General features: G+C 33.6%; 13 protein-coding genes. 4 read left to right on the top strand and 9 right to left on the bottom strand.

Features of this window, described 5'->3' with window-relative positions:
* Window positions 1-28: 28 nt before the first annotated feature.
* Window positions 29-604 (bottom strand): nitroreductase family protein, encoded by a 576-nt coding sequence (locus DLJ74_RS16340; protein WP_109985249.1) that lies wholly within the window; start codon window positions 602-604, stop codon window positions 29-31.
* 437 nt (window positions 605-1,041) lie between these two features.
* Between DLJ74_RS16340 and DLJ74_RS16335 the strand changes: the two genes are divergently transcribed.
* Window positions 1,042-2,325: a helix-turn-helix domain-containing protein gene (locus DLJ74_RS16335; protein WP_109985248.1), complete on the top strand. Its 1,284-nt coding sequence runs from the start codon at window positions 1,042-1,044 to the stop codon at window positions 2,323-2,325.
* Between the two features lie 91 nt (window positions 2,326-2,416).
* A complete protein-coding gene (locus DLJ74_RS16330; protein ID WP_109985247.1) occupies window positions 2,417-2,572 on the top strand; it encodes a DUF1540 domain-containing protein in 156 nt (51 codons plus the stop codon).
* Between the two features lie 54 nt (window positions 2,573-2,626).
* Here DLJ74_RS16330 and DLJ74_RS16325 read toward each other — a convergent pair whose 3' ends face one another.
* From DLJ74_RS16325 to DLJ74_RS16315, 3 genes are read right to left on the bottom strand one after another with little or no spacing between them, the layout of a single operon-like run.
* Window positions 2,627-2,791, bottom strand: coding sequence for a YvrJ family protein (locus DLJ74_RS16325; protein ID WP_054787657.1), 165 nt, complete (start codon window positions 2,789-2,791; stop codon window positions 2,627-2,629).
* 41 nt (window positions 2,792-2,832) lie between these two features.
* Window positions 2,833-3,045, bottom strand: coding sequence for a DUF2922 domain-containing protein (locus DLJ74_RS16320; RefSeq protein ID WP_054787656.1), 213 nt, complete (start codon window positions 3,043-3,045; stop codon window positions 2,833-2,835).
* Between the two features lie 36 nt (window positions 3,046-3,081).
* Window positions 3,082-3,306, bottom strand: a complete 225-nt coding sequence (locus DLJ74_RS16315; protein WP_054787655.1) for a DUF1659 domain-containing protein — start codon at window positions 3,304-3,306, stop codon at window positions 3,082-3,084.
* 56 nt (window positions 3,307-3,362) lie between these two features.
* On the opposite strand from DLJ74_RS16315, the gene DLJ74_RS16310 reads away from it, so the two are divergent.
* Window positions 3,363-4,367, top strand: a complete 1,005-nt coding sequence (locus DLJ74_RS16310) for a nuclease-related domain-containing protein (RefSeq protein WP_109985246.1) — start codon at window positions 3,363-3,365, stop codon at window positions 4,365-4,367.
* A gap of 381 nt (window positions 4,368-4,748) precedes the next feature.
* Here DLJ74_RS16310 and DLJ74_RS20525 read toward each other — a convergent pair whose 3' ends face one another.
* Window positions 4,749-4,892: a hypothetical protein gene (locus tag DLJ74_RS20525; protein ID WP_181397623.1), complete on the bottom strand. Its 144-nt coding sequence runs from the start codon at window positions 4,890-4,892 to the stop codon at window positions 4,749-4,751.
* A gap of 210 nt (window positions 4,893-5,102) precedes the next feature.
* Between DLJ74_RS20525 and DLJ74_RS16305 the strand changes: the two genes are divergently transcribed.
* Window positions 5,103-6,170 (top strand): LCP family protein, encoded by a 1,068-nt coding sequence (locus tag DLJ74_RS16305; RefSeq protein ID WP_109985245.1) that lies wholly within the window; start codon window positions 5,103-5,105, stop codon window positions 6,168-6,170.
* 16 nt (window positions 6,171-6,186) lie between these two features.
* Here the strand turns inward: DLJ74_RS16305 and DLJ74_RS16300 are convergent, their stop codons facing one another.
* The 4 genes from DLJ74_RS16300 to DLJ74_RS16285 form a co-directional block, all read right to left on the bottom strand.
* Entirely contained in the window at window positions 6,187-7,260 is a 1,074-nt protein-coding gene (locus DLJ74_RS16300; protein WP_109985244.1) for a glycosyltransferase family 4 protein, read from the bottom strand.
* Between the two features lie 393 nt (window positions 7,261-7,653).
* A complete protein-coding gene (locus DLJ74_RS16295) occupies window positions 7,654-9,885 on the bottom strand; it encodes a glycosyltransferase (RefSeq protein WP_109985243.1) in 2,232 nt (743 codons plus the stop codon).
* 24 nt (window positions 9,886-9,909) lie between these two features.
* Complete coding sequence (locus DLJ74_RS16290) at window positions 9,910-11,034, bottom strand: class I SAM-dependent methyltransferase (RefSeq protein ID WP_181397621.1); 1,125 nt, start codon at window positions 11,032-11,034, stop codon at window positions 9,910-9,912.
* A 226-nt stretch (window positions 11,035-11,260) separates the two neighbouring features.
* On the bottom strand, window positions 11,261-12,991 hold the full coding sequence (locus DLJ74_RS16285) for a glycosyltransferase (protein ID WP_109985241.1): 1,731 nt from the start codon (window positions 12,989-12,991) through the stop codon (window positions 11,261-11,263).
* Window positions 12,992-13,002: the final 11 nt, after the last annotated feature.

The following is a 13,002-nucleotide window of genomic DNA, read 5'->3' as shown; positions in this document are numbered from 1 at the left end:
GATGGAATAAAAAAGAACCTGATCTCCATCAGGCTCTCACAAATTTCCCTTTCATTACAGTTTCTGTTAATGGCTTTCTTTCCGAAGGTATTTCACGTTCTTGATATCTTTCCTCTAACACACTAACATCATCCTGATATCCGATCGCTATAAGTGCATGAATGTCAAAATGGTCTGGAATATCTAATAATTCCCGTGCCTGGTCTTTATGGATGCCACCCATCGCATGTGAAATTAAGCCGCTTTTCATTGCTTGCAATGCTAGATAGCCCCAGGCTGTTCCCGCATCGAACGCATGGGAAACACTCTCATTCGAATCGGAAATAATCAATACATATGCAGGAGCTTTTTTTGCCCACTCTAAGTTCCCTTCCATAATGAAGGAATGAAATATTTCTAGATCCTCTTCTGTATTTGCTAGAATGAAGCGCCAAGGCTGCTTATTCGCACCAGATGGAGCCCATTTTGCTGCCTCTAAAACGGTCATCAAGGTCTCCTCATCTACTTCTTTTTCCTGAAACGCGCGAGGTGACCAGCGATTTAAGAACATTTCATCAATTGGGTAATCTGCTTTACGTACTTCATCTATTTTTACATCACTCATTTTTATCTCTCCCTTCAGAGTTTTATTATAAAAGAAGCATGAACCGAATTCAAAAATCTGGATTACACACGAAAATAGGCTACCTTCATACATTAAAGTAAAGCCCAATTTTCTACACTGGAGGAAGCTGTATGAGGACTTATTTTTATTTTATTTTTGTAATGGTAATAGGTTTTCTAATATTCATTCCATTTCTGATATATGTGGTACCATTAATAGGATTGCGGAATTTTGTCATTGTCGTCCTCTTGCTAATTCTAGGGTTTCTTGTAGAATCAATCTTCCGCAGATAAGCCAAATGGACTCAAATAATAGTCTAATGGTCATTACTATATATTAAAATTTTTCAAATAAAAAGAAGGAAATAGTCCTATTATGGCGAATTAATTAAATATTGGAAAAAATTGATTATATTGTAGAAAGAGGGTATTTATAGGATGTTGTATATCGATACAGGAAAATTAATTAAGTCCTATCGCAAAAAACGACAAATGACACAGGTAACATTAGCAAAATTACTCGACTGCTGTCATACCTTTATCAGTAAAATAGAGAATGGCATTATCCAGCCTTCACCAGAGTTATGTACCAGAATTGCCACTATCCTAGACATTCAAGAACTCCTAAATCTCCACACCTCCAGTCAAGGAATCTCTATCCAATTAACCTCATGGAATTATGCCATAGCGAATGGCAATCTCACAGAAGCAGAACAAATTTTTTTAGAAATGAAGCAACTAGCACCGGTGACTACACACATTAATGACAAAGTGGTATATGACCTATCTAGATTCCAGCTATTTGTACTACAACATAATTTAAGGGAGGCAGCAAGTATGCTTCCAAATATTCTCGGGCTTTCAGAAGCACTTGACCAAAAACTGGACTTTCGATGTCATAAGCTTCTTGGGCTTTACTATATCTATTCTTACCATTTTGCCAATGGGCTAAATTATTTGGATTTAGCCATGAAAAATCATCCAAATCAAGCTCGTCTAGATCCAGAAATCAACCTATATTTTGCCATTGCTTTCAGTCAACTCCACGAACTAAAGAAATCCACTGAGCATGCTCAAACTGCCCTCAAACTATTTGAAGCTGATGCAAATTATCGCAATATTATCCTTTGTCGCATGGTAATATGCAACAATGAAGTCGAGGCTGATGACCACACTTTAGCGATTAAAAAGTTAAATAACCTCCTAGATCAATCCTCTCAACAAATAAACGCACATTACCATGCCACTATTTTATACTTACTTGCCAAAGCTTATACAGGATTACATGAACACAACAAGGCGATTTCCTATTTGAAAGATGCCATTCGTTTGGAATCTGTTGACTCTCTTAAAGTTATCTATACTTATTATATGGCTTATATTTATGCTAAACTGAAGCGTGAGCAAGAAGCCCTGGTTTATATCAAGATTGGACAGAAGCTTGATATCAATCAAAAATTCCAGTATAAGCTGTTCACACTAGAATCCATGATCTTAAATAAGTTTCATCATGAACCGTTTGAAAACAAAATAAAAGAGGAATTACTACCACATTTTGAATTACGCGCAGATCATCCAGAAATAGACAATTGTCACAAAATGCTTGCAGGTATTTCCTATGAGAACCGATCCTATAAAAAATCGTATGATCATCTAAAGTCTGCTGTTAAAGATTTTCAACTTGCAGAAATATGTGAAATGTATAAGATACGAGATGATTAGTCCCGCTTCATTTGCTCTGCACTTTACCAATTATCACCACACATTTTTTCCTTTATCTCAACGAATAATGATATTGTAGGAGGTGTGTGTCATGGCGAAAGATGTAAAATGCGAGGTTAACAACTGTAAGTACTGGGCAGAAGGTAACAGATGTCATGCTAATATGATCTATGTCGTTAGTCATACTGGAAAGCAGGCGAAGAATGAGAAAGAAACCGACTGCCAAACCTTCGAACCAACCGTCTAAGCAGACCTTCTTTAATGACCACAGCTAACCATGGTGGTTAGCTGTGGTTCACCGTTATTTCATCTTTTCAGGTAATGTGACAATGGACTCGATTAATGTATTCAGCTTTGTTTCAATTCGATGTAACAGATAAAATGTTACCGCAACAGGAAACCCCACGTCTGTGATTAATGACATCCATGTTTGGTCCACTTTATTCGCTCCTTTCCATGCTATCATAAAAGGAGAGCCTCCTTATTAGCGACTCCCCTTTTCCTTCTTTAGAGTTCAATTTCGGTTACATTACGCTCAACCACTCGTGCGCTTTTCTTCCCTACTAAATCTCCGCCAGAGGAGAAAAATGCATTCTGTGCAATTACAGCATCCATTGCTGTATTGACTGCTGCAGGATCAACTGGTTCAACAGGCGCATCCAGCGAGATGGTTACTGTTTTTCCCTCTTCATTTTCAAATTTTAATTCGATTGTTTTCAAGGCCTTCACCTCCCTGTCTTTATTTTTTTTAATGGATTACTCAGCTGTAATCAGTTCCGTGTCATTACGTTTGATGGAAAATAACGTAAGCTGCTGAAGTGGAACTAAAGCTTCCGTTATTGCTAGCAATTGATCTGCAGTAGCGTCAAGCTTCACATTGTTGAAGGAACGCGTTTTGTAAGTGGTTTCTCCACTCACAGGATCAATGCCATCTTCAAAAACAAGCTGCAATCTAGAATCTATTCTTTCTGTTGCTGCCATGCTCTCACCTCCCTTCACTTCTATAATCCGAATTGGGAGGTGTGAGGTATCGTTTTTTGAAAAATTTTTTTGGGGTGATCATGATGTTCATAAAAAATGTAGAAAAACCGATTACGATAGCCTTGTTAGAAGCACTGATTTATCGTCTAAAACAACCTCCCCCCAGATTGGAAGCAATGCTAAAAGGTCTAAATCAAGGATTCCGAGCTGAAAGAGAGTTGCTCTATTACTTAGAACGAGCTCGTGTATTTAAAGAGGACGTCTTCCTCCTTCATGATCTACGCCTTCCTGCGAACGGATCCACTTTTTTTCAAATCGACTTCCTCCTTCTTACCCCTCTGTGTGCTTTTATACTAGAGGTCAAAAGTCAGCCACATTACTTTATCTTTAATCCAGCTGCCAATCAATTTCGACTAGAGAACAATGCTGGTAATCTTGTGTCAGGTAATGATCCAATTGCTCAAGTAGAAGAACAAGTCGATCAGCTAAGATGGTGGATAGCTGAATATGGGATCAATCATTATCCCATCTACGGAATTGCCGCATTAGCCAATCCAAGATCTACTGTTATAGCTAAATCAAACCCTGAACAAATCCATCAAAAAATTATGCATTTTCCTTATTTGAAGAAACGAATGAAAATTATTCAAACAGAAGACCCTAAATCAAAGGTAAGTATACCCCATTTGAAAAGATTAGCTCATGCACTAGCAAATGCCCACTGTCCCCCAAGATATAATTGGTGCGAATATTTTGAAGTAAACACTAAAGATATTCAGCCCGGTGTAATTTGCCCTAATTGTTTTCGAATCGGCATGCAGAGAAAAAGGTACAGCTGGTACTGTAACAGCTGTCACCATATTAGTAAGAATGCACATCATGATGCCTTTAGAGATTTTTTCTCCTTTTTCAAGCCTAGCATCACAAATAAGGAAGCCCGTTGGTGGCTTCAGCTCGATAATCGATTTACCACACATGCGATTTTGAAAAATATGAATTTGGAAAGTAGTGGAGAAACACGGGGAAGAGTGTATTATCCTAACTTACAAACACGAAGATGAAGACACAATACCGAGAAGGAGCACACATAATTAATCGATGAAATCACAATAGCGATTGCCACGACACATATTTAAGGTTGAACTCACATTACGAGGTGTTCAGGGCACAATAGCTACCATCACGACACATTATCGGGAGATAAGTCCACAATATATTCAAACATTCTCGTCTCTATTTGTGGATTCAACTTAGCTTATTGTGCGTCCCTATTTCCGATAGTGAGTTCAACTTAATTTATTGTAATTTCACGTCTACATATTGTGAGTTCATCCCAATTAATTGTTAGATCATCTTCATTTATGGTGAGTTTATATTCGTTATAGTGAACACATGCTTGTCGGTAAAATGAAAAAGCACCCACCTAAGTGGATGCCTTCCTTCTATTTATTCAAGTTCATCAATTGAGGTAATTCACCTTTTAATTGGTTCAGTACTTCTTCTAATGAAGCACCGTTTGTCCCTTTTTCGTATGCTTTTTGCATAATTTTTTGCAACAATTGACGCTCTTTATCTATTTGGTTCAATTGAATATCCTCCTGAGATATTTCTATTCATAATTATGCATTATAGCATATAATCAATAGTAGAAGTGTGTAATTATGTTGTAAATTATTACAATATAATTACATTAATAGAAAAATAGTTTATCATGCATTGCCAATTACTCTATCTTTCTTTATAATAGACAAAGTTAGTGAAATTTTGACTTTTATTTTAATTAAGGGGAATTGCTTATGAAACGCAAGCAATTGCGTGTTAAAAAGAAAAGAAAAAAGAGAATAAAATTTATAGTCACAACAATTTTAGCTATCCTTGTAGTTGGAATCGGTTTAGGAGCATATGTGTTGACACAGGCTTATCAGGCAGCTGATAAAACCTATGAGCCTTTGGAAAGAGGAGAGAAATCAAAGCTTCGAGAGGAAGCTGTTACAGTGAGTAAGGATCCAATCTCTATTCTTTTAATGGGTGTAGAGGATTATTCCACAGGTGGAGAACACGGCAGATCAGATACGATGATGGTTGCCACCTTTAATCCCGAGGATGAGAAGCTCAAGCTTTTAAGTATCCCTCGTGATAGTTATGTTGACATACCTGAAAATGGACAGGACAAAATCAATCATTCCTTTGCATTTGGTGGAAAGGAATTGACCATTCAGACAGTGGAGGACCTTCTAAATATTCCAATTGATTACTATGCAACAGTCAACTTTGAAGGGTTCAAAAACATTGTCGATACTTTAGGTGGTATTACCGTAGATGTTCCATTTGACTTCGAACAAAACAGTGATGATCGCGTAGCAGAAAAGCTACAATTTTACGAAGGGGAAATGGAACTTGACGGTCGCTATGCTTTAGCATATGCACGTATGCGTTACGAGGATCCTCGAGGGGATATCGGTCGTAATGAACGTCAAAAGGAAGTAGTCCAAGCGATTATTAAGGAATTAGCTTCTCCATCAACCTTAACAAAGGTGGATGATCTTGCAGAAGACCTTGGCACAAACATTGAAACCAATATGAAATTCAGTGATGCATTGAACTTCCTGAAAAAATATAAAAACTTCGATACATCTAATATTGATCAATTGAAACTAGAAGGTGCCAGTGATTATCTTGGTAAAATCTCTTACTACTTCATTGATGAACAATCTTTAGCAGAGGTACAACACGAACTTAGAGTCCATTTAGGGCTAGAAGAACCAACGACAACCGATTCTACTACTTCAGATATGAACGAACAGCAGACAAATGAGTATCCGAACGAAAATTCAGGATATCAAGAAGAGCCAGCAACCTACTAGTTGCTGGCTCTCTCTATTATATATTCTCTTTTTTACCCGCTAGCTTCCTTAAGCCATTGAGTATTGGCTGTTGACCGTTTAATACGATTCCAGACAGTTCAGCGATAATCTGTATGCCAAGAGTTATCAAAGCAATAATGATAAGTGATGTAAGCATGGTTGCACTACTAAATACAATAGCCATTACCCCAAAAAATCCGCTAAAAGCATAAATGATTAACACCGCTGTTTGGTGGCTATATCCCATCTCAATTAAACGATAATGAATGTGCTTGCGATCTGCTTGTCCGATGCTTTGCTTATTAATGAGCCTTCGAATAATCGCAAAAATCGTATCAAAAATCGGAACCGCTATAATGATAATCGGGATAATAAAACTGAACAAGGCAACATTTTTAAATAGCCCGAGCATCGAGATAACAGATATCGAGTAACCAAGAAACAATGCCCCTGTATCTCCCATAAAGATTTTTGCGGGATAAAAATTATGATAAAGGAAGCCTAAACAGCTTCCTACTACAATAATACTTAAATAGACGACAATAATACTATAATCCATAATCGCGATAATAAGTATGCTCGTTAGTCCTATCGCAGATACACCTGCCGCTAAACCATCCAACCCGTCGATAAGGTTAATGGCATTCGTCACTCCGACAATCCACAAAATCGTTAAAATAAAACCAAATTGCGTAAGTTCTACAGTTCCCATAAAGGGTATCGTTAATTTATCTATCACTAATCCAGAAGACACGACAACGATTGCCGCAGCAAGCTGTCCAATTAGCTTCTGGTAAGGCTTTAAACAAATCAAATCATCCAATAATCCTGTTATCGCAATAATTAACCCACCAATAATAATTTCCAGCATATGAGGATGCTGAGGCTGAAGATAGATTAAACCCGCCACTACACCAAGTATAATCGCTAGACCGCCTATTCTTGCCTTAGTACCTTCATGTTGTTTACGACCTTCTGGTGCATCTATTGCATTTATTTTTATTGCGAGCCTTCTAATAAGTGGAGTTATTCCAAATGCTACAATAGCCGAAATCAAGAAAGCTATAATTAACTCCGTTATATTAAACATTCTATACACCTACTTGGTTAAAATGTACTGACTTTCCATTTATAAGTTATTACTACTATAATCGATTCTAAAATAAGTATTCCTAAAAAGTTCCGTCAATATCTTATTTTATCACATTTATAGTATTTGTCACTTACTTATTGTATTTGAGGGTTGAAGGGAAATAAGTTTTTAACATTTTCATTAAATAAGTCCATAGCACGAGAAAGAGGCTAGGGACTTAGTATTTAATCAAATGGTGTAGTTTTCCTTCGGTTCTTTTCAATATGTGTGGAGATTGAATTTTAGTAAGGTCCTTGCTCCAATGTCATTTATAATTTTTCTGCGACTTATATAATAAAGTTATCTCCGTGCCTAACTATAGCTTTCTCAATAGGCGGAAAGTATTGGCACTTACTTAGCATCCGTAATCATTTCTTTATAAACTCTTACTACTTGATTGACATCCCCTAATTCAGACATATAATGTAAAGCCATACTACTTAATACGCTACCTCTCTCGTAAATTGCCCATATTTTTTTATCGCTACCTAAATAGTCACTTAATTTAGATGGTAAGAATGGATTTATAGGTAATTCATCTTTCGTTACTGCATCATTAACAACTAAACAGTCAAATTTAGTTGTAAGATTTAAGAATTCGAGAAAATTGACATAACTATTCACAGCTATATTATAGCGAGAATCATATTTTTGAATGTTCTCTTGTAGTTCATCCGGTTTAGATGTAAATATATGCAGTTTAAAGTTGTTGCGAACATTGCCCTCAAGCCTGTCCAAGCCTTCGAATAACTCATTCAAATTCCTAGTCTTATAAAAATTACCAAAATATGCAATGTTTATTTTCGATTCATCTAATGAATAGTTACTCTTATACATTGTATAAAAATCTTCTGGTAATGTCGGGTGTCTATCTATTTTTACTTTCTCTAAAATAATATTTTTAATTTTTTTTACAGGAAATTTATCCATCATATAATTTAATTGATTCTCATTGGTGAAAACTAATTCATCTGCAAATAAATATGGTAAATATTCACACCAGAAAAATAAGTTATCATTTTTGACTTTCGGTAATTTAAATCTTTTCTTTGTTATTTTTTGCACATTCCGCAAAAATTTTTTTGAATCAATGGAAGCATATCTTTCTTTACCATGTATATCATATAGTATTGGATCAGAGAATTCCGCAATCCATTTAATGTTAGGATGAAGCCTTTTAAATAAATATGCTAAAAAGTGTGAGCCTGGCCATAAAGCTCTACTATATACCTCATTATATTGTTTTTCACTGCTAATTTTCCTCAAGCCTTCTTCACAAAAATCATTTATTGGTTTCCATGAGGAAAAACTAGAGTAGGATGATATCTCTATTCTTTCTTCAATCAAATCCTCCACTAGTATATTAGTATTGTCATCTTTTACTCTCACTCTATCCATTTCATTATAAACAACATCAACCACTTCTCCTGAATTTCTAATGCGTTTTGCCATTACATTTGCACTAGTGTCTATATACGGTGGAAAACAATAAGAAATAATCAATTTATTCGCCTGACCACGATTAATAATATGATAAGGGAAGTAAGACAGCTGTTTTTCTCTTATAGTATCAAACACTTTCTTTCTTTCGTTTGAATTTATTTCTAAATAACTTTTAATAAAAGATGATTGTGCATTAATCTTACTTATTATAAAATCGAACTCTTCATTTTGATACGATTTCATCTCCCTAAGCAGATCATTTAAAAGCTTAATCACACGAAGCCTATCATTTACATTAAATTCAAAGCTCATTTGTTTTCTAGAGACAGAATTATCTCTTATTAATCTGTAATAGTATACTTGCTCTCTAGCAGGTATCACATAAACATTCATGTAGTTCTTAACAAAAAATTCGGTAAAAAAAACTATATCCTCACCATTTTTTAGAGCTTCATTATATCGAAGATTATTTAATTTAATGGTGGGGATTAATTTGCATGCATTTATCGTAAGAACCATATTTAAGTCTGAAAAAGCATTTATCTCTTTTTCCAACACACTTTTAATTTGATTGTTAATAGGATTATCATAATTTTTATTGTTATTTTGATCGACATCTACTATTTGTGAAATTACTACTGTATCATAATCTGCATATTGATACATTTTTTCTAAATAATTTTCAGATAGATAATCGTCATCATCTAAGAACAAAATAAATTCTCTATTTGCATTGTCTAGTGCAATATTTCTTGCGATGGAAGCGTTGGCAATTGATGATTCATAAACATATATATTATTCATTTCGTGATTTTCTTTAAATTGGTTGATAACCTCAAGTGTTAAACTAGATTCACCATTGAGTACAATTATTATATCAAATAAATCTTTATCCATTGTTTGATTCTCTAAGGACTTTAAACAATTAATTATCACATTTTGGCCTTGATAAGAAGGTACAATTACAGTTATACCTTTTTTATATTTCTCGTAGTTACTAAAATTTTTCCTTAATATACTGTTATCGTCTCTTTTATATTCTTTTTTTAAGCTTGAGAGATAGTCCAGTATCTCTTTATTCTGCTGCTGTCTTTTTATATTTTCTTGTTGTAGATTTACAATTTTTAATTTATCCATCATTTTTATTACTCCCCAGCAAAACAGTTATTTACTTTTATTCTTAAACTTCCAATAATTAATTGTTAATTTGCCCAATTTTGAATTTCTAAGTGCAGAATATCTATTTTCAAGCCTCTTTATTTGTTGTTTCAGCCTATTTTTTTCATTTGTTACTGTCAGCAAATCAGAGAGAATATTCTCTTCTCTTTTCAAACTTTCCTGCAATTCTTTACTTAAACTTTCCGTATTTTGTATTAATTTATATATTGTTGGATCGTTTATTTCTTTTTCTTCAAATTTAATATCATTTAAATATCTTGCATCAGCATTCTTATTTGCCGTAACAAGTGTTTTTAGTTCTTTATTAATAACCTTTAATAACCCTTCATTTATCATTCTTTCTTCTTGTAACTGTTTTTTATAATATTCCATGGTATTATCCGATTCTTTTTGTTGTTGCTGACTCTTTTGAGAGGTTTCCTTACTTATATGGTTTTGCATATTTTTGATTCTGTTAATGTATTCTCTCTCTACAAAGTAAAAAGCATCTTCAAGTTTTGTAATTAATTCTTCACTGAAAGAATGATGTTCAGAAATATCCGAGTTTTTCTTTGAACATATAACCCCTGTCCATTTTCCAAGAAATTCAACTTCATTGATCGAAAAAAATTCACCCAAATGATTATTTAATTGCACTAAATAGTACGTTCTTTTATGATCTATGAAGTCATTTATTCCAAATGGTACGGTTACTATGAGTTTGCCGTCAGTGGATAAATGATTACAGATTTTGTTCATAAAACTGTGTGGATCTGCAATATGTTCTAGCACTTCAGTGAGCAAGATTGTATGATAATCTTTATCTAATTGATCATCTGTCATAAAATTAGCCACTTTAAAATTGATTAGATCCTTTACAGAATTATGTTCTTTTTCTAATTGCTCGTTTGCATAATTTATAGAGTCTTGTTCTATATCGATAGCATCTACTTTTTTACCTTCACGTCCAAGAATAATAGGTACTATTCCTTGCGATGTTCCGATATCTAAAACTTTGTTTCCGCTTACTCTATTAACGATCCAGTTAATTCTATTTCTTGTTTTAACACCGAAATCTTCCCCTAAATTTCCTTTATAAGCTTCAGCAATTCTATCTAAAATTTTTTCCAATTTAGTCACCCTTGTATAATTATTCAAATTAATTATAATCAACATACTAAGTATATCAATTAGATAATTTGTTTACAATCCTTGACATTTATCAGCTTCGAAGAGTGTTATATGTTTATCATCAGCACTAATTGTTAATTTATCCTATTTTTCAGAAACAACACATTATTTCTTATTAAAAAACCTAAGTCCATTTTATTCGGCTTAGGTTGATGTGAAAGATTGCTTATTTATTTTTTATTTTCCAATATTTTAATTGAATTCTTCCTAATTTGGATTTTGCTAAAGCATTATATTTACTTTGAAGTGTCATATATTTTTTGTTTAATTGTGAAGAATCACTTCTACTCTGTTCTGATTGCACATTATCTGCAATCGATAGTTGTGTCTTCAGAGATGTTGGTTTAAAGTAATTATTCTTACTTGTTGCATTCTGATCGTTCACACGAATGGCAATATTATTAATTACATCAATATTAAAGTTTTTATAGTAATTTTCATAAAAACTTTTATCATTATCATTCACAAAGAGAAACAATATACCACCTATTTGTTCTATATCAAAAATTTCACCTTGTTCACTGATTCCTTCTAAAACCTTAAATATATTCTTATGCTCTTTAGTGTTTGAAATATATAAGTGTTTACCGTTATCCAAATCGTATTTATATATTTGATCTAGTTGAATAGTCGTTATAATATTTTCCGTGTCCGTATCGCTAATTTCTAAACCTTTTTCTTTTAAGACTTCCTTAACTTTGTCCTTAATTAGATATGGTAATAAATTATTCAATATCTCTGAAAAAGTAAACTTTTTACTTCCTTCAAACATAATTCTTGCCGCTTTTTCGTATACACTTGGATCTTCCATCGCTTGTTTCACAACATGGATATAATCATCTAAGGTTTCTGCATATAAAGGATATTCTTCACCGAATATTTTTTTATGCATTGGCGTAGGATTTAACACCACGGCCTTCCCTAATGTTCCATATTCAAGAAGTTTTGTCGACAATTCCAAGCTTGTATCCATGGAAGTGTCTCGCCAAGTAATTCCGATGTCACTTGCCATAATTAATTGTCTTGCTTCATCTCTAGAAACAGCTCCATACCAAGTTAAATTTTTGGTCGATTTTAATAAATATTTTAAATCTTTAACATAGTTTGGATTATTCTTATCAACATTAAATTTATCTCCAGCAACTTCTAATGTTGCTTCTGGGATATCCTCTTTTAATTCTTTAAAACCCACTACCATCGGGATAGAGTTCCAGCCTTTATCAAACTTCCCAGTATAACACAATTTATAATACTTACTTTTTTTATTAAATATATCCTCAAATTCATCCACTGTATCTGGAACCATAGGATTAAGTGGGATGATTTTATCCTCAAAAAGTTCCTTATCCATTTTTGTTAAAAGGAATTCTTTCATTTCTTCTGTTTGACAAAGGATGTATGCATCTAATTCCCTTAAGCGTTGAAATTCAGTTAACTTACTACTTGTTACTTCTTGTGTAGAGTCCGTAATCCCCGTCATATAAACCATGGATTTACTTATAATATTTGGATTTACATCAATTAATTTTATTGCTACTTCTATACCTCTAATAATAAACCAATCATAATCCTTCTTAGCCCAATAATAATTAATTACCTCACTAGCTTCCAAATAGCTCATTCTATTTTTATTCTTCCATGAATATTCGCTCTCCGAAAGGTCACTATCATCATAAGGACAAATTATATTAACATTATCCAATTCGTAGAGTGGTTGTAGTAAAAGATCTCTTCTGATTGGATTTGCAAGTACAAGGTCAACATTAATGTTTGGATTTTTGGATAGCATTGTTGCAAAACTTGATATAAATACAGCCGATCCATCCATAACATTCATGTTTATATAGCCAAATAATAGAATATTTATACGGTTATTTTTTTTTTTAATAGTTGTCATTTAAACTTCCC

The organism is Gracilibacillus dipsosauri (assembly GCF_003176895.1).
GTDB lineage: Bacteria > Bacillota > Bacilli > Bacillales > Amphibacillaceae > Gracilibacillus > Gracilibacillus dipsosauri.
This window is presented reverse-complemented; position numbering and strand designations above follow the sequence as displayed.

Excerpts from the sequence above, each read along its gene's own strand:
- DLJ74_RS16340 (WP_109985249.1), bottom strand. The coding sequence starts at position 604 with ATGAGTGATGTAAAAATAGATGAAGTACGTAAAGCAGATTACCCAATT.
- DLJ74_RS16335 (WP_109985248.1), top strand. The coding sequence starts at position 1,042 with ATGTTGTATATCGATACAGGAAAATTAATTAAGTCCTATCGCAAAAAA.
- DLJ74_RS16330 (WP_109985247.1), top strand. The coding sequence starts at position 2,417 with ATGGCGAAAGATGTAAAATGCGAGGTTAACAACTGTAAGTACTGGGCA.
- DLJ74_RS16325 (WP_054787657.1), bottom strand. The coding sequence starts at position 2,791 with ATGATAGCATGGAAAGGAGCGAATAAAGTGGACCAAACATGGATGTCA.
- DLJ74_RS16315 (WP_054787655.1), bottom strand. The coding sequence starts at position 3,306 with ATGGCAGCAACAGAAAGAATAGATTCTAGATTGCAGCTTGTTTTTGAA.
- DLJ74_RS16305 (WP_109985245.1), top strand. The coding sequence starts at position 5,103 with ATGAAACGCAAGCAATTGCGTGTTAAAAAGAAAAGAAAAAAGAGAATA.
- DLJ74_RS16300 (WP_109985244.1), bottom strand. The coding sequence starts at position 7,260 with ATGTTTAATATAACGGAGTTAATTATAGCTTTCTTGATTTCGGCTATT.
- DLJ74_RS16295 (WP_109985243.1), bottom strand. The coding sequence starts at position 9,885 with ATGATGGATAAATTAAAAATTGTAAATCTACAACAAGAAAATATAAAA.
- DLJ74_RS16285 (WP_109985241.1), bottom strand. The coding sequence starts at position 12,991 with ATGACAACTATTAAAAAAAAAAATAACCGTATAAATATTCTATTATTT.